At 56.4% G+C, this 17,399-nt stretch carries 14 protein-coding genes; 5 read left to right on the forward strand and 9 right to left on the reverse strand.

All coding sequences use genetic code 11. The annotated features are described in order from the left end of the window. Positions 1–81 precede the first annotated feature (81 nt). From MRS74_RS11800 to MRS74_RS11810, 3 genes are all read right to left on the reverse strand, one after another. Positions 82–861, reverse strand: a complete 780-nt coding sequence (locus tag MRS74_RS11800) for an acetoin reductase (protein WP_254580488.1) — start codon at positions 859–861, stop codon at positions 82–84. A gap of 237 nt (positions 862–1,098) precedes the next feature. Continuing rightward, positions 1,099–1,488 carry a DUF302 domain-containing protein gene (locus tag MRS74_RS11805; RefSeq protein WP_254580489.1) on the reverse strand — a complete coding sequence of 130 codons (390 nt, stop codon included), beginning with the start codon at positions 1,486–1,488 and terminating at the stop codon, positions 1,099–1,101. 94 nt (positions 1,489–1,582) lie between these two features. Then, positions 1,583–1,807, reverse strand: a complete 225-nt coding sequence (locus MRS74_RS11810; protein WP_254580490.1) for a hypothetical protein — start codon at positions 1,805–1,807, stop codon at positions 1,583–1,585. Positions 1,808–2,687: 880 nt separating this feature from the next. Between MRS74_RS11810 and MRS74_RS11815 the strand changes: the two genes are divergently transcribed. Continuing rightward, positions 2,688–3,416, forward strand: coding sequence for a class I SAM-dependent methyltransferase (locus MRS74_RS11815; RefSeq protein ID WP_254580491.1), 729 nt, complete (start codon positions 2,688–2,690; stop codon positions 3,414–3,416). Positions 3,417–3,736: 320 nt separating this feature from the next. On the opposite strand, the gene MRS74_RS11820 is transcribed toward MRS74_RS11815, so the two are convergent. The 3 genes from MRS74_RS11820 to MRS74_RS11830 all read right to left on the reverse strand — a co-directional run bounded on the left by MRS74_RS11820 (position 3,737) and on the right by MRS74_RS11830 (position 5,776). After that, positions 3,737–4,915 carry a DesA family fatty acid desaturase gene (locus MRS74_RS11820; RefSeq protein WP_254580492.1) on the reverse strand — a complete coding sequence of 393 codons (1,179 nt, stop codon included), beginning with the start codon at positions 4,913–4,915 and terminating at the stop codon, positions 3,737–3,739. Positions 4,916–5,264: 349 nt separating this feature from the next. After that, positions 5,265–5,594 carry an HPF/RaiA family ribosome-associated protein gene (locus tag MRS74_RS11825; protein WP_254580493.1) on the reverse strand — a complete coding sequence of 110 codons (330 nt, stop codon included), beginning with the start codon at positions 5,592–5,594 and terminating at the stop codon, positions 5,265–5,267. Between the two features lie 32 nt (positions 5,595–5,626). Then, positions 5,627–5,776, reverse strand: coding sequence for a lmo0937 family membrane protein (locus MRS74_RS11830; RefSeq protein WP_254580494.1), 150 nt, complete (start codon positions 5,774–5,776; stop codon positions 5,627–5,629). Positions 5,777–6,282: 506 nt separating this feature from the next. Between MRS74_RS11830 and MRS74_RS11835 the strand changes: the two genes are divergently transcribed. The 4 genes from MRS74_RS11835 to MRS74_RS11850 all read left to right on the forward strand — a co-directional run bounded on the left by MRS74_RS11835 (position 6,283) and on the right by MRS74_RS11850 (position 12,273). Next, on the forward strand, positions 6,283–7,314 hold the full coding sequence (locus MRS74_RS11835) for an extracellular catalytic domain type 1 short-chain-length polyhydroxyalkanoate depolymerase (RefSeq protein WP_254580495.1): 1,032 nt from the start codon (positions 6,283–6,285) through the stop codon (positions 7,312–7,314). A gap of 135 nt (positions 7,315–7,449) precedes the next feature. After that, complete coding sequence (locus MRS74_RS11840; RefSeq protein ID WP_254580505.1) at positions 7,450–10,656, forward strand: EAL domain-containing protein; 3,207 nt, start codon at positions 7,450–7,452, stop codon at positions 10,654–10,656. A gap of 13 nt (positions 10,657–10,669) precedes the next feature. Next, entirely contained in the window at positions 10,670–10,876 is a 207-nt protein-coding gene (locus MRS74_RS11845; RefSeq protein ID WP_254580496.1) for a hypothetical protein, read from the forward strand. A gap of 47 nt (positions 10,877–10,923) precedes the next feature. After that, positions 10,924–12,273 carry a PQQ-dependent sugar dehydrogenase gene (locus MRS74_RS11850; RefSeq protein ID WP_254580497.1) on the forward strand — a complete coding sequence of 450 codons (1,350 nt, stop codon included), beginning with the start codon at positions 10,924–10,926 and terminating at the stop codon, positions 12,271–12,273. A 494-nt stretch (positions 12,274–12,767) separates the two neighbouring features. On the opposite strand, the gene MRS74_RS11855 is transcribed toward MRS74_RS11850, so the two are convergent. From MRS74_RS11855 to tpiA, 3 genes are all read right to left on the reverse strand, one after another. After that, entirely contained in the window at positions 12,768–14,174 is a 1,407-nt protein-coding gene (locus MRS74_RS11855) for a uracil-xanthine permease family protein (protein WP_254580498.1), read from the reverse strand. A gap of 424 nt (positions 14,175–14,598) precedes the next feature. After that, on the reverse strand, positions 14,599–16,221 hold the full coding sequence (locus MRS74_RS11860) for an NADP-dependent glyceraldehyde-3-phosphate dehydrogenase (RefSeq protein ID WP_254580499.1): 1,623 nt from the start codon (positions 16,219–16,221) through the stop codon (positions 14,599–14,601). A gap of 331 nt (positions 16,222–16,552) precedes the next feature. Continuing rightward, entirely contained in the window at positions 16,553–17,314 is a 762-nt protein-coding gene (tpiA, locus tag MRS74_RS11865) for a triose-phosphate isomerase (RefSeq protein ID WP_254580500.1), read from the reverse strand. Positions 17,315–17,399: the final 85 nt, after the last annotated feature.

A 17,399-nucleotide genomic window follows, 5' to 3' on the forward strand; every position in this document is an offset into this window, starting at 1 on the left:
AGAGATTCGAACGCTTAGCCTTGGTAACGGATAGTCCGGTCGCCGGAATGGCCCTGAAGAACGGAGCCAACACTGTGCGCATCAGCGGTAAACGATGCCGCCATCAATGATTGGGGCTTGTCCGGTCATATAGTCTGAATCCGGACCGGCCAGATACGAGACGAAAGCGGCCACGTCGTCCGGTGTCTCAGCCCGGCCCAGTGCAATCCCCTCGACATACTTCTTGTAGGTTGCTCCTTTCTGCGCACCGGTCAGTTTCGCAAAGCGTTCGTCAATCTCAACCCACATGTCAGTTCCTACAATACCCGGGCAGTAGGCATTGACAGTGATGCCGTCGCTGGCATATTCGAGCGCTGCTGCCTGAGTCAGGCCGCGGATTGCGAACTTGGTGGCAGAGTACACTCCGAGCATGGCAAAGCCGTTATGACCGGCAACCGATGATGCGCTTATGATTTTGCCCTTGTGACCGCGAGCCTTGAATTTCTTGGCCGCCGCCTGGATTCCCCAGAGCACGCCCTCGATGTTCACTTTGAAAATGGCGTCCACTTCCTCTGGCGTGACATCAGCCAACGGCTGTACCTGAGCGATCCCGGCATTGTTGACCATGATGTCAAAGCCGCCCAGTTCCTTTTCGGCATGGTCAACCGCGGCATAGACCTGGTCGCGACTCGTTACATCGGCAACGAAAACCGTTGCCTTGCGGCCCAGGGCTCGCACCTCTTTGGCGACGGCATCCATTTTGTCTTTCTTGAGGTCGACAATTGCAATGTCCACACCATCCTTCGCCAGCCTTAAGGCAATGGCGCGCCCAATTCCCTGACCGGCACCCGTGATTAACGCAACTTTAGCTTTAGTATTCATCTCTCGTTCTCCCGAGTGATTATTTGCCCAATGGCTTGAGCCTGGTCCTGCATACCACCGCGATAGCAGAGTAATTTGTGCGCCCCATAGCCAATTTTCAGCAAGCCCTTGATCGCGGTTGCTGACTGTCCACAGCAGGGGCCATTACAGAACTGATGTTCACCTCTAAGGCCGCCGCCAGGCCCGGCACAGGTAGCTCGTCCGGCACTGGGGTTGAAGCGGGCAGATGCTGGTTCTTTAGGCTTCGAGGCTCGCACAGACTTTCTGCAGCAGTAGCAGCACTTCCTTGCCAAGGGCATGCACTGCGGGTTTGTCGACTAACTGCAACACGGCCGCGGGGTCCATGAACGCAACCGTTATGCTCCCGTCGGCTTCTTCGCGCACGACCACGTTGCAGGGCAACAGCAGCCCGATGTCGGGGTCGGCCTCGATCGCGCGATGGGCAAGCGGCGGGTTGCATGCGCCGAGTATGCGATACGGTCGATGTTCGATGTTGAGTTTTGCTTTCAATGTCGCCTTGAGATCGATATCGGTGAGCACACCGAAGCCTTCTTTTTTCAGAGCCTCGGTGACTTTCGTGACGGCGGTATCGAACGGTAGCTTTAGCTTAGTGCTGAATCCGTACATAAATTGACCCCTGTTAGGTGGTGAAAAGATAAATACTCTTCGTTCATCGGCAATTTCTCATCCTGCTGTTTGCCTTCAAGCTGCAGCTGTCGGTTCACTTTCTCTTTTTTCCGATGATCCATCCCACCAGACCGGCAACGACGGCGACGAGCAGGATCATCACCCAAACCCCGCCGTGCCCGCCCATCCAGCCTGAGCCATAGTCGTCCATCATGTGGAAGCCGCCTTCGTGCGTGTAAGCCTGTGCGCCTGCGGCCATGATTGTTCCAGCGACCAAAACGGCGGCGTTCAAATTCGTGCGAAGCTTAATGTGTTTCATGATTAATCTTCATTCAGGGCTGAGTAGATGCGTGGTCCCGTTACTGGCTACGATGCTCATCGGCCGAGTCAGCTTGGCCACTGGGGGAATATCTTTTATACATGCCTGTCTTTTCAGCGTCTGTACGCCATCGCACATAGCTTGTCCATCAACCGTCGACCATCGACCGTCATAACGGGTTCGCGCTTATCAATGGCCTGGTCATTTTTTCAGTCTCAGCAGTGACGTATTGATCGCGGGCGCAGGGCCAGGCTAATGGGTGACCCCTTGCAGTTTCTGTTGTCCTTGCAACAGTGGGAGCAGAATGCCGCTTATACAGATGTGCTACATTCTCAGGCTGGTTGACTGGTTCAACTCCTGATGCTAATTTTTCGGCACTTTATATATTGTTGGGACTGACATGCTAACCATGTTCGCTTCGGATCAGCTCGTTACCCGAGTGTGCTCTGACAAACTGCTTGCGATGAAGCGTTGTTCAGAGCCTGATCAGGAGGTTTAACCTCCTTTCATTCATCGCCATAACACTTGAACGCCTCGTCCGTATGGATGGAGGTTTATAAGTGTATGGCGATTGAACTTGGGCCGTGGATGATAATTCATCCACGGCCCTTTTCGTTTGAGTTGCCTGGCGGCAGCTCCATAGAACGAGCAGGGCATTCCCTGCTCGTTTTTTTTGCCTCATTTTTGGGGCTAACCAGGAGGCTGTCCGAGAATGCTGGCCGTAGCGAGAGCTGGCTGGTTTGAGCGGTTTTTTGCGGTGTTTCAAGGCGAATAGTGGTTCTATTTAACGAAAAACAGCACAAAAAACAGCCAAACTCAGGTAGTTCGCAGTAGGTCGAGCATTGTAGGACAGCCTCCTAAACATCTTCAGGAGTTCACCATGTCTCAGAATATCTACGATAACCAGGCCTTCTTCGACGGTTACGCCCAACTGCCGCGCTCGCAGTTCGGTTTGGACGGAGCACCTGAATGGGCCTCTATCCAGGCCATGCTCCCAGACCTTGCCGACAAAAGGGTCATTGATCTTGGTTGCGGTTACGGCTGGTTTTGCCGCAGCGCACGAGCTGCGGGAGCCGCCGAAGTGATTGGCGTCGATTTGTCCGAGAAAATGCTGGCCCGTGCGCGGGAGCTAACCGACGACCCCGGCATCAGCTACCGGCTCGGGGATCTCGAACAGCTCGCACTGCCCAGCCAAGCGTTCGATCTGGTGTACAGTTCGTTGACATTGCATTACTTGCCCGACCTCGCACCGCTACTGACCGCCATCCATCAAGCGCTGCAACCGGGAGGATGGCTTGTCTTAACCACAGAACACCCTATCTACACGTGCCCGGTACGTCAGGGCTGGTTTACCGACAGTGAGGGCCAGCGGTCTTGGGCGGTCAACAATTATCACAACGAAGGCCAACGCCTTAGCAACTGGCTGGCGGACGGGGTACTCAAATACCATCGAACCCTGGGCACCACGTTGAACGCGCTAATGGCCGCAGGCTTTGCCCTTCGCCATGTTGATGAGTGGGGGCCGAGTGTGGAGCAGATCGCGGCGACCCCGGCGCTGGCTGAAGAGGTGGAGCGACCGATGATGGTGCTGGTCTCTGCACAACGTTAAAACAGCGACCTGCTACGAGCCCTGAGGGAGGGGGCAATATGGTACGGGTCCGAAACGTAACCTTGTATTTCATCGCGTTTATCGTCGGTGCTGATGAGCTGCTGCTCGGGCCTGTTCTAGCGCCTATAGGTCGAGACTTGGCTGTCCGACCCGAAAGCATCACTCTGTTTGTCACTGTCTACAGTTTGTCGAACGTCGTGTGCGTGTGTGGGTATGGCTTTGGCGTTCTATCTGACCGTTATGGAAAATTAATGAAGTGGCTATAGTTTCCCGCGCCATCAGACGCAGTGCTGTTTCTGTACGTCTGGTGGCGCGGGGCCTTATCGGCCGGTGGCCACTGCCACCGGATTGTGATGCTGAGCGTTCAACATCAGTTCGGCGAACTCGGCCAGGCTGTCGATGCCGGACTGGCGGGCATCCTGACACCAGTCCTGCAGCGCGAGGCGCAGTTTATCGGTCGAACGGCCCGGTAGTTGCCAGAGCGCGCGCAGCCGTAACTGATAGTCATAGGCGATAGCAAGGCGGCGGCTCAGGGACAGCGAGCGATCGAGGCAATGTCGCTGCTGTTCGGTAAGCTTGCATTTCTCCCGCAGCATCAGCCAGCGCGCACGCTTGAGCAGGCGTCGTTGGGACCGGCTGGAACCCCGGCATTCCCGTTTCAGCAGTGGCACCAACACACGCTTGCCATAGGCACTCAAGACATGCAGCCGGCTCGACCAGGTGTTCGGGCTCAGGTCGGCGGCCAGCTTGGGCAGCAGCCCGGTCTGGCGGATCCGTGCCAGGCGCAGCCATGACAGCAGGCGGATATAGGCCCAGCCGATATCCAGTTCGAACCAGCGAAACGACAGCCGTGGCGAAGCCGGCGCCGCGTGGTGGTTGTTGTGCAGCTCTTCGCCGCCGATCAGAATGGCGAAGGGGACCAGGTTGGTCGAGGCGTCGGCGGTTTCGAAATTGCGGTAACCGCTCCAGTGCCCCAGACCGTTGATCACGCCGGCGGCGAAAAACGGGATCCAGGCCATCTGGATCGCCCAGATACTGAGACCGAGGGCGCCGAAGCAGAGCAGGTCGATCAGCAGCATCAGGCCCAGGCCGACAGAGGGGTAGCGGCTGTAGAGGCGGCGTTCCAGCCAGTCGTCCGGCGTGCCCTGGCCGTAGCGCTTGAGCATCGCGGTATCGCCCTCTGCTGCCTCCCGGTAGAGTTCGACGCCGCGCCAGAGCACCCGGGAGATCCCGACCAGCTCCGGACTGTGTGGGTCGCCGTCGGCATCGCAGTGTGCATGGTGCTTGCGATGAATCGCCACCCATTCGCGGGTCACCATGCCGGTGGTCAGCCAAAGCCAGAAGCGGAACAGGTGGCTGATCGCCGGGTGCAATGTTAGGGAGCGGTGGGCCTGGGCACGGTGCAGAAAAATTGTGATCGAGACGATGGTGCCGTGGGTCAGGGTCAACAGGACGAGTAGATAGCCCCACCACGGCAGGGTGAAAAGTCCATCCAGCATAGAAAGTTCTCCTTGGCGCCGGTCCGGCTTCGCCGGACGCCGCTTTCGTTTTGTTCAGATTAGCCCAGATGACGCTTTGACGAAGGGATATCGCTCAACACCCGGGATCAATCTGAGCGGCATTCAGCAACATCTAATCCTCTTGAGGCGAGGGGACATCATCTTGTTTCTAGAGTCAATGTGCTCGCGGTCGGAGTGCCTTCGGTTCGTTCTGCTGGATGTGCTGGATGTGCTGGGTTGGGCTTCGCCGAGGAGCGTACTGTTGTACATGCGTGGAATATAACCGCATCCGTGCGCCGGGACGGCCTGCCAGCCATGAGCTAGCGGCAGGTTGTCTTTCGGCTGCGCGTCAGTGTGATGACGCTTTGCGTTCAGCGGCTCGGCCGACAGCGCTTTGAACCATTCGACCCAATTTTCCGGCGGCATCGTGAACGGCCTTGTCTAACGTGGCTGCATGGTCAGTAACAGCGATAGGGCTGCGCCCCTCGAGTCGAGCCTCCATCATGCAGCGCTTATCATGCTGACCGCTCTTGCGGCCGTTCTCGTCACTCAGGTGAACCTCGACCCGCGTGATCTGATCGCTCGAGTGGGCCAGGGCGCTCTCAACGATACCGGTGATCCATGCCTCCAGCGCTTCGTCATGGTGGATATTGTGGTCGGTGTTAATCTGAACCTGCATAGCGTGCTCCTCAATCGCAGCCGCGCGAATCCTCAGTTGATCCTGCGGCCGGTAATGAGCTGGTAAACGACCATGATGATTGCGATCACAAGCAGGGCGTGGATAAAGCCCCCTGCGGTGATCGAAGTCACCAAACCCAGCGCCCAAAGAACCAAAAGTATTACAGCAATTGTGTATAACATGATCTGTTTTCCTTAGATTGAGCGACGATAGTTGAACCGGCTGATTGCGAGTTTCGCGGATTCGAAACTAGTCGCGTGATTAGCATATTACCCCCTACCCAGACTTCATCACTGTTCGCTGCCGCACAGAGTCGGCGCCATGAGTGCGTTATCATCCTCAGACGTTCAGCTGTTGAACTCTTGATATCGCAGACACTGCGCTTTTCGAGCTCACCGTTGACAGCCAGGCTGTCGCTGCACTCGGGCGTCTCCAGCAAGGGGCACTTCGATTTCCACGGGGGCATCGTCGAAGCGCTTGCCAATCCGCTTGTGGTCTCGTGAAGATCACGAAGGGGGCGGGCGGCACAATGGTGCTGATCACCCAGGGGTGACTCAGGCTTTCAGTGTCTTGTGCTGAAAATGCGAGACCAGTCGAATTTTCAGCGAATGTATTGGCACGGTTTGATCGTGGTATTTAACGAATTGGGCGAGGCTTCCTGGGTGCTTGCTGAAGTAAGGACGACATAATGATCAATCTGATGAACCTGATGAACCCATTTGCGTATATGGGAGAAGATAAGCCTTCAATCGATCGTCTGTCCAAGCTGGTCGAATTCGGCACCAATCCCGGATCGTTGCGGGCTCTGACATACATACCGGAATACTTGCTCGAGAATGCGCCGCTTGTGATCGTGCTGCATGGCTGCCAGCAGACGGCGGCGGAATACGACAGCGGCTCTGGCTGGTCAGAGCTTGCCGACCGGCATGGATTTGCATTGCTGTTCCCCGAGCAGCAGCGCTCGAATAACTGCGTACTCGGCTTCAATTGGTTCGAGCCGAGCCACAACAACCGTGGCGCTGGCGAGCCGCTCTCGATCCTGAATATGGTTGAGCAGGTGATCGGCGATCATGCCATCGACCGCCAGCGCATCTTCATCACCGGTCTGTCCGCAGGCGGCGCCATGACCTCGGTCATGCTTGCGACCTGTCCGGAAGTGTTTGCCGGCGGAGCCATCATCGCAGGGTTGCCATACGGATGCGCGGACACTGTCCCGGAAGCATACCGCAGCATGCAGGGGCGCGGCGGTCCGACAGCACAGCAGCTTGCAGCCCGGTTGCGCGATGCGTCTGATTATGACGGACCCTGGCCGACGATCTCAATCTGGCACGGCAGCAGCGATCACACCGTCGATCCTTTGAATGCCGAGGCGATCCTTGGACAGTGGCTTAGCCTTCACGACCTGCCACCTGTGCCAACCCGCACTGACGTCGTCGATGGATATCCCCGGCGGGTCTGGAACGATGCCGGCGGCCAAGAGTTTCTGGAGGAATACTGCATCACCGGGATGGGCCACGGTACACCGCTCAAAACGGGCGGTCGCAACGGCAGCGGCTCAAGCGGCGACTACATGCTCGATGTGGGCATTTCCTCGACACGCCATATAGCGGCCTTCTGGGGTTTGACGCGGTCCGACGCAGCGACGCGGGCGCAACCGAGAAAGCCAACAATCTGGCCGACGCCGGTTCCGATTGCCCTCCGAAAGGGTGCCCTGTGCTGACGGATTAAGCTATTAACCTGCCGGGTTAATATTGAAGTTTTTGCTGTATCCACAAGGCAGCAGGACGTTCAGCGGGTGATTTGTTTTCGGCAATTCATTCTTTCAACCCATCGACTGACAGGGGTCGCTATCGTGATGAACAGCTCGCCAGCAGAGAATCCCGAAAAGGAATCTACCCCCGCTACAATGAGTGATGCCACGCTTAAAGCGCTACGGATATCCGAAAGCCGCTACCGTCGTTTATTTGAAACCGCACAAGACGGAATTCTGCTTCTCAACGCAACTACGGGCCAGATTGAAGACGTCAACCCGTACCTGATCCGGATGCTGGGCTACTCGCATAGGCAGTTTCTGGGGAAAAAGATTTGGGAAGTGGGGTCATTTTCGGATATTGCGAATAGCAAAGAAATGTTCGCAGTACTGCAAACGAAGGGCTATGTCCGATACAACGATCTTCCGCTTAAAACCAGGGCCGGGGAAGAAATCGCGGTTGAATTCATCAGTAATACTTACGACTGTGAAGGAGTCAAGGTAATACAGTGCAACATCCGCAACATGACCGAACGCCATGCAGACCGCGCGAAAATCCTGCGGCACACGCAACTCTATGCGGCCCTGAGCCAGTGCAATAAGGCCATCGTGCATTGCGCTAGCAAGGAAGAGTTGTTTCAAGAAGCCTGCCGCGCCGCAGTGCAGTTCGGTGGCATGACGATGGCGTGGGTTGGTCTCATCGACACCAAGACCCGCATGGTGTGCCCCGCCGTTAGTTTCGGTGATGATACTGAGTACCTGAAGGATCTGGTGATTTCTGTTGATGCCGATAGTCCGTTCGGACAAAGCCCAACTGGTACCGCTATCCGGCAGGCTCAGCCGTTCTGGTGTCAAGATTTCCGCAATAGCCCTCTAATCGTCCTCTGGCAGGAGCGTGCTGCGCGAGCAGGTTTTGCCGCTTCGGCGTCGCTGCCGTTGCACAATGAAGGGAGCGTCGTTGGTGCTTTCACGCTGTATTCCAGCGAGGTCGACGCCTTCGACGAATCGGCGCGCAACCTGTTGACCGAAATGGCCACGGATATCAGCTTTGCACTGGACAATTTTGTCCGCGAGGCTCTGCGCCAGAGGGCGGAGAAAGAAATACAATTTAAGAACAGGATCCTCAACACTCAGCAGGAGACATCCCTCGATGCCATTCTCGTGGCTGATGAGAATGGAGAAATCACCTCCTGTAACCAAAAATTTATTGACCTGTGGCACCTCTCGCCAGCGCTCGTGGACACGGGGCTGGCTTCAGCCGTACTCCAGGCCGTTGCTCAGCAATCCGAAAATCCAGCAGTATTTTTGGTTCGGATGCAGTATCTGAAAGAGCACCCAGACGATAAGAGTCACGGGGAAATGCAGTTAAAGGATGGCAGAGTAGTCGATCGCTATTCTGCCCCGGTCATTGGAGCGAACCATAAGCATTACGGTCGTGTCTGGTATTTCCGCGATATCACCGAGCGCAAACTCGCAGAGACTAAGATTGCACTCCTCAACCGTGTCTATGCAGTGCTCAGCGGTATCAATTCACTTATCGTGCGCGTGCGCAACCGCAATGAACTGTTCAAGGACGCGTGCCGGGTCGCCATCGAGGCCGGCGGTTTCCGCATGGCGCTGATAGCCATCATCGATCAACGCACAATGAAGGTTGTCCCGGTCGCCTCGGCGGGCAAGGAAGAGCACCTTATGCTCGATATCAAAGACATTTTGTCATCCAGTGTGGACGCGAAAAATACCATGATCGCGCGCGCGATCCGAGAACAAAAGGCTGTCGTCTCCAATAATTCGCAAAACGACCCCAACGTTTTGTTCGGAAAAAAATATGCAGAGTCCGGAGTCCGCTCAATAGCCATTTTGCCGCTGATTGTTGAGGACGTCGCGGTAGGGATAATCGCGTTCTACGCCGGCGAGATTGAATTCTTCCATGAGGAAGAAATGCAGTTGTTAACGGAGCTGGCTGGCAACATAGCGTTTGCGATCGATCATATCGACAAGCAGGAAAGGCTCAACTACCTCGCTTACTACGATGCGCTTACTGGACTGGCAAACCGCAGTTTGTTTCTTGACCGAGTGACACAGTACATACGCAGCGCGTTCGACGGCGGCCACAAGCTTGCGGTAGCCATTATCGACCTGGAGCGATTCAAGAGTATTAACGACAGTCTCAGTCGGGCAGCCGGCGACGAGCTATTGAAGCAGGTGGCACAGTGGCTGACGCACAGAACATCGGATGCAGCCCGGCTAGCACGACTGGATGCGGACCATTTTGCCCTGGTGTTCCCGCAGGTCAGTTACGAAAATGAAATGCCGCGGCTGGTCGAGGACATCTTGGATGCATTTCTTCAGTATGCGTTCGATCTGAACGACGTTGTGTTCAAAATCGGTATTAAAATCGGCATAGCGCTATATCCCGATGATGGCTCTGACGCTGACACCTTGCTAAGGAATGCCGAGGCCGCGCTCAAAAAATCCAAAGCAAGCGGGGATCGATTTCTGTTTCACACACATAAAATGACCGAGGCAGTGGCCAGCAATCTCACCCTGGAAAATGAGCTGCGACAGGCGGTCGATAATGAAGAGTTCGTGCTTTATTATCAGCCCAAGGTGAACCTCGTAAGTGGCAAGGTTACCAGCGCGGAAGCGCTTATCCGCTGGAATAATCCTCGTAGTGGCCTGGTGTCGCCGGGACGTTTTATACCGATTCTCGAAGAAACCGGATTGATCCATGAAGTCGGGCGCTGGGCGCTGCGCAAGGCCATCGAAGATTACCTATATTGGTGCTCCGCCGGTCTCCATGCCGTGCGCATCGCGGTGAACGTGTCTCCCCTGCAACTGCGCCATCGCGGCTTCATCGCCGATATCGAGCGGGAAATAGGCGTTGACGTGCGTGCGTCCACAGGGCTGGAACTGGAACTTACCGAAAGCCTGATCATGGCGGACGTCAAGCGCAGTATCGTCAGCCTGCAGGCGGTCCGCGCTATGGGCATAACCATCGCTATCGATGACTTTGGCACGGGTTTCTCTTCACTCAGCTATCTTGCCAAGCTGCCGGTGGACACACTGAAGATTGACCGTTCGTTCGTGCTCGACATGACTGACGGGCTAGAAGGGCTGGCGCTGGTCTCCACTATTATCAAACTTGCGCATGCGCTGAGACTCAAGGTGGTGGCGGAGGGCGTTGAAACTGACGAGCAAGCGCGCCTGCTTCGCTTGTTGGGCTGCGACGAAATGCAGGGCTTTCTGTTCAGCAAGCCGGTGCCGGCAAAAACCTTCGCAACGCTATTCCTTGCTCCGCTTACCGCCGGGTGACGGCGAGACTCGCGTGAAGATACTGGCCTGCGGTGTTTGTCGTACCTATGGGCGCCTGGTCGACGGCGAACTGCTCAACCTGCAGATGCCGGTTATTTCCGGGCATGGTCATAGCAGGAAGCTTTATCCTTACTCAGTGCTGCAACCGGAAAACCTCTGCGATCAACCGTTGTTGACTGGCTATACCCGTGATGAAGCACTGGAGTTACAAAATTTTTGAAAAATTTTAAAAATTAACAGTTAACAAAAAACTGGGGTGCAATATATATGAAATATTTCTCGCGCCAAAATTATGGGCTCGCAGTAGTCGCGATATTTATCATCGAGATTTTATCGACCGGCGGATGCGCCCAAACGTCAACCCAGCCAGAAAGTTTTGGCGTAGGTGCAACCCCGACATTACCTGCGCCAAAACACGCCCTGGTTCCTACGGTAAAAATTGCACCGGCGATAGGCTGGCCAGCCGATAAGAAACCTGTCTCTGTAAATGGATTGCAGGTAAATGCTTTTGCCAAAGACCTGGATCACCCCCGTTGGTTGTATGTGTTGCCGAACGGGGATGTGTTGGTAGCCGAAACAAATGCTCCCTATAAGCCAGATGATAATAAAGGTATTAAAGGCTGGGTGATGGGATTAATCATGAAGCGCGCTGGAGCCGCTGAGCCAAGCGCAAATCGTATCACGCTGTTGCGCGACAGCGATGGTGATGGCGTTGCTGATATGCAAAGCGTATTTTTGGAGCATCTCAATTCCCCATTCGGCATGGCCTTAGTGGGCGATAATTTATACATCGCCAATTCTGATGCGGTTTTACGTTTCCCTTATCGCGCAGGCGACACGCGGATTACAGCATCTGGAAACAAACTTATTGATTTACCGGCAGGCACAATAAATCATCATTGGACGAAAAATATTATCGCCAACCCCGATGGCTCTAAGCTTTATGTCACAGTGGGCTCAAACAGTAATATCGCCGAAAACGGCATGGACGTTGAAACAGACCGGGCCGCTATTTGGGTGGTGGATATCGATAAGGATACTCACCATATATTTGCCCGAGGTTTGCGCAATCCGAATGGCATGGCATGGGAGCCTGTGACCGGAAAATTGTGGACTGTCGTCAATGAGCGCGACGAACTCGGCAATGATCTGGTACCAGATTATTTGACGTCGGTCACCGAGGGCGGATTTTACGGTTGGCCCTACAGCTATTACGGCCAGCATATTGACACCCGAGTTGAACCGCAACGTCCCGAGCTTGTCGCGACAGCCATTGCACCGGATTACGCACTGGGCTCACACGTCGCGCCACTCGGATTAACGTCGTCTGTGGGAAATACCCTGTCCCCAATTTTCGCCAACGGCATGTTTATTGGCGAACATGGCTCATGGAATCGTAAACCACCCAGCGGATATAAGGTTGTTTTTATTCCATTTTTTAACGGGAAGCCTTCAGCTAACCCAATCGATGTAGTCTCTGGCTTTCTTAACGAAAAAGGCGAAGCCTACGGTAGGCCGGTTGGCGTAACGATTGATAAAACGGGAGCTTTACTAGTGGCAGATGATGTAGGAAATACGGTATGGCGAGTCAGCAAGGCAGTAGCAACGCCCAGGTAAACCCGGCAGTGGATGGAGCTTTGAAACGCCATTTTTCTGTAAATAGCGGCAACGCTATAAAGAGAACATGAAGAGGGTCATGCCTTTCCTTTTGCCTATTGGATTAAGGCGCTGCGACTACGCCGTTTTTATTTGATGACCCTCAAAATCCTCCCGGATTAAAGGCTCTGCCGCGCGGTTGCAGTGTTGCAGTTTTTCATGGCTCGCACGGCGATCATCTGCGTTACAGCGTCCTGTTCAATAGCTCTGCTACAAAAAAACACCGCAGCAGCGTCGCCGCGTGCGGTGTTGGTTTTTTCCTCTATCCCCTTTCCCCCCGCAAAGCCAGGCTAGCAGCCTGTCGGACTTGACCGGTCGTAGCGAGGGAATGGCCGTTTTAAGTCAGTTTTTGGGCTCTTTTAAGGCGAATAGTGGTTCTATTTAACGAAAAAGAGTACGAAAAATGGCCAAAATCGGCGTTTCCGCAGTAGATCAGTGTTAAGTCCGACGGGCTGCTAGCCGGCACTGCCCGGGTTCAGGCCGTCCTCCGTTAATGCAGCCTCGTTCGTTACAGCCGCCTGAGCCTCGATAGCCGCCGTTGTGGGTGAAGGCAACAGCAGGCTCAGTACAATCGCTGCCAGGCCGCCGGTGGTGATGGGGGACCCGAAGATGCTCTGCACTATTTTCGGCATCTGGCTCAGCAGGTCGGGGGTCATGACGCCCAGCCCCAGGCCGAACGACACCGCCAGGATCAGCAGCTTGCGCCTATCGAGGGATTCGTTGGCGAGGATCTTTACGCCGGCGGCCGCGACTGTGCCGAACATGACCAGGGTGGCGCCGCCCAGAACCGGCTTGGGAATCTGCTGCAGCACGCCGCCGATGACCGGGAACAGCCCCAGCAGCATCAGGATGGCGGCGATGTAGTAGCCGACGTGGCGGCTGGCAACGCCGGTGAGCTGGATCACGCCATTGTTCTGGCTGAAGGTGGTGTTGGGAAAGGTATTGAACAGGGCCGCCAGCATGGAGTTGAGGCCATCGGCCAGCACGCCGCCGCGGATGCGCTTGATATAGCCGTCACCCCGGATTGGCTGTTTGGAAATGATGCAGTTGGCGGTGAGGTCGCCGGTGGATTCGATGGCGGTGATCAGGTAGATCACGGCGATCGGTGCGAAGGCGCTCCAGTCGAAGGAAAAGCCGTAGCGCAGCGGCATTGGCACACTCAGCAGGGGCAGGGCGGCGAGGCCGTCGAAGCTGACCGTACCCATGAATATGGCGATGATAAAGCCCAGCAGCAGGCCGATAACGATGGAGGACAGCCGCAGCCAGGGGTTGGAAGAAAAATTCAGCACTATGATGCACAGCAGTACAACACCGCCCAGGGCCAGATTGGCCGGGCTGCCGAAATCCGCGGCGTTCAGGCCGCCGGCGAGGTCCGTCATGCCCACCCTGATCAGGCTGATGCCGATAATGGTGATGACGATACCGGTGACCAGCGGGGTAATCACGCGTTTCAGCTTGTGCAGGAACTGGCTTAGAACGATTTCGACGAAGGCTCCAAAGAAACAGACCCCCAGAATCAGCGAGAGGATTTCTTCCGGGCCACCGCCCTTGCTCTTGGCGATAAAGCCCGCCGCCAGCACGGAGCTGAGAAACGCAAAGCTGGTGCCCTGTACGCAGATCATGCCGGCGCCTATGCCCAGTGGGCGCCAGGCTTGTATCAGGGTGCCGACGCCGGAAACGAAGAGCGCCATGCTGATCAGGTAGGGGATATGTTCTCCCAGACCCAGCACCCCGCCGATGATCAGGGTGGGGGTGATGATGCCGACAAAGCTTGCCAGCACATGGGCAATGGCGGCGAAGCCGGACTGGCTGACACCGGGGGTGGCGTCCAGCGGATAGAGCAGTTCATTGGGCGCAGACATGAGGTTCTCCTTGAAGCCGTGGGCGGCGTTAAGGCGCTAGCCTGTCGTGCCCGCAGTGATGTGATGTCTGTCCTGGTATAAGCAAAAACCTGACCATGTGAGCAAGTTTGAGCGAATTATTTGCTAATCATTTATATTTCAAGGGCTTGAGCTTTGGCTTGCGACAAAAGGTGGGCTTGATCAGCCTGGCGCCAGTAATCTTCCAGTGGTAACTGTGCGCCACGCCAAGGCACAGTGGCATCCTTTCGGGGCAGGATAAGGCCCTGTTCCAGCTGCTGTGCCCGATGGTTTGTTCCGGTTTCGGATCACGAATGCCAAAAGGCCCCGCCGTAGCTAAGCCCTAGGGCGGGGCCTTTTTTGGATCAGTCTGACTGTACCTTAGCAGCGCCTGTGCCCGAAGGCCGGTGCCGCTGCGGTTGAGCCATCAGAAGATATAGTCGGTCGACAGGAAGCTGGATTCGCGGTCGCGGATAATGCTGCCGATCAGCGCCTTGCTGTCCGCGGTATCTTTTGCCGCCACCAGGGTACGGATGGAGAAGACCCGCAGGGCGTCGGAGACCGACAGGGTGCCTTCGGCTGAGTCCTTGCGGCCATTGAACGGGAAAGAATCGGGCCCGCGCTGGCACTGGGCATTGAGGTTTATGCGCCCTACCTGGTTGACGCAGGCATCGATCATGCGCGCCATCTGCTTGGCATCGCGGCCGAACAGGCTGAGCTGCTGGCCGAAGTTGGAGCTGCGCACATACTCGATCACTTCGCTAGCATCGTCGTAGGGTACCACCGGTACTATGGGGCCGAACTGCTCTTCGTTGTAGACCCGCATTTCGGCCGACACCGGGTACAGCAGCGCCGGGCAGAAGAAGGTTTCCAGGGTTGTGCCGCCCTGTTCGTTCATGATCTTGGCACCCTGGCTGCAGGCATCGGCCAGCAGGTTGGTGAGAAACTCGGTCTTGCCGGGTTCCGGCAGGGGTGTCAGGGTCACGCCGGCCTCCCAGGGCATGCCAGCCTTGAGGGTGGCCATCTTGGCGACGAAGCGGCTGACGAAGTCGTCGACGATGCTGCGGTGCACGAAGAGGATTTTCAGCGCGGTGCAGCGCTGACCGTTAAACGACAGCGAGCCGGTTACGCATTCATTAACGGCGTTATCCAGGTCGACATCGGGCAACACTATACCGGGGTTCTTGGCATCCAGCCCCAGGGCGGCACGCAGGCGGTGAGGCTTGGGGTGCAGCTTTTTCAGATCGCTGGCGCCCTTGTTGGTACCGATAAAGGCGAATACATCCACCTTGCCGGATTCCATCAGCACGCCCACGGTTTCGCGGCCACGGCCGTAGATGATGTTGATAACGCCGGGCGGGAAGCTGTCGCGGAAGGCTTCGAGCAACGGGCGAATCAGCAGCACACCGAACTTGGCCGGCTTGAACACCACCGTATTACCCATGATCAGGGCCGGAATCAGGGTGGTGAAGGTTTCGTTCAGCGGGTAGTTGTAAGGGCCCATGCACAGCGCCACGCCCAGCGGCACTCGGCGGATCTGGCCGAGGGTGCCCTGTTCGTTTTCAAAGCGGCTGGAGCGCCTGTCCAGTGCCTTGAGGGCATTGATGGTATCAACGATATAATCGCAGGTGCGGTCAAATTCCTTCTCGGAATCGGCCCGGTTTTTGCCGATTTCCCACATCAGCAGACGCACTACAGCATCGCGCTGTGGCTTCATTTTATTCAGGAAATTTTCAACGTGCGCGATGCGCTGCGCAACTGTCATGGTGGGCCAGGCACCCTGACCCAGGTCGTAGGCGTTAACGGCGCTGTCCAGTGCCTGCAGGGCGGCATCGGCATTGAGCAAAGGCGTGCTGCCGAGGATCGCCTGCTGCAGGGTACCGTCGGGCTGGCGCAGAAAAATAGGGCTCTTGACCGGCGCAAGGTCTCCGTCCCACTGGACAAGTTCACCATTGATCAGGTATTCGCGCTGGTTAATCGGGGCTTCGGGTTGATACTCCGCCGGTATATCCGCTGCGGCGGGAAAGAGTTGAGACAGGTCCGTGGTCATGATCATTGCCCTCCAGAAATTAGCGTGAGTTGCACCGCAGGCGGGTGCCGTCTGCTGGTTAGAATGTAACCGTATTTTACGGTGCGGTCGATGTTATTTACGTATATTTACGTAAATAATTGTTTTTACAACCAGCAGTAGAAAAGGCTTTTCCTGCGCAATTGGCGCCGGGTTAACGCCGGTCGCTTATAGTTGGCCGCTTATCGCAGGCAGCCTATATCCCGGGAATCTGCCCGCAGGGATGCGGCGCTGACCCGGCACAGAGCTTGGCCTGTGTCGGGTGCAGGTTGCGCATTTTTCTGACAGGAAGCCTGAACAGGAAGCGGAGCCCTTAGGCGTTCAGCGTAGCGGCCTGACAGATGTCCGCAAAGGCGGCGGCATCCAGAGATGCGCCACCGACCAGGGCACCGTTGATATCGGGCTGGGCGAGCAGGGCGGCGGCGTTGTCGGCCTTCACACTGCCGCCGTAGAGCAGCGGCAAGCGCTCGGCAAGCGCCGCCGACTGGCCGCCAAGCAGGCGGCGGATAAAGCCATGTACCGCCTGGGCCTGTTCCGGCGTTGCCGTTTCGCCGGTGCCGATGGCCCAGACCGGCTCATAGGCAATGACGCAACCTTTAAGGGTTTCGATGCCAAGGCTATCGATAACGGTCTGCAGCTGGCGGGCAACCACGGCTTCGGTGCTACCGCTCTGGCGTTCCTGCAGGGTTTCACCCACACAGAGCACCGGAATCAGGCCCGCAACCTTGGCGGCGATAAGCTTCTGTGCCGTGTCGGCGTCGGTTTCGCCATAGAGGCTGCGCCGCTCCGAGTGGCCGATCAGCACATAGCGACAGTTCAGGTCCTTGAGCATGCTTGCGCTGACCTCACCTGTATGGGCGCCGGCTTCGTGTGCATTGAGGTTTTGGGCCCCCAGCAGAATCCGGCTGCCCAGCAAGCGTGAGTCGGCCTGGGAAATGTAGGGAAACGGCGGACACAATACAATCTGAACGCCCTTGAGTTCGACCAGTGCCGGCAGCAGCTGATCGAGCAGTACTTCGTTGGCGGACAGGCTGCCGTTCATCTTCCAGTTGCCGATAACCAGTGATTGCATCATGTTCGTCTCGTTTGTGTAAATCAGGGAGGGGCCGGCTTACGCCTGACCCTTGATTTCCTTCAGGCCCTTGTAGGGTGCAGCACCG

Origin of the sequence: Marinobacterium sedimentorum (genome assembly GCF_024267675.1) — a bacterium.
Classification (GTDB): domain Bacteria; phylum Pseudomonadota; class Gammaproteobacteria; order Pseudomonadales; family Balneatricaceae; genus Marinobacterium_A; species Marinobacterium_A sedimentorum.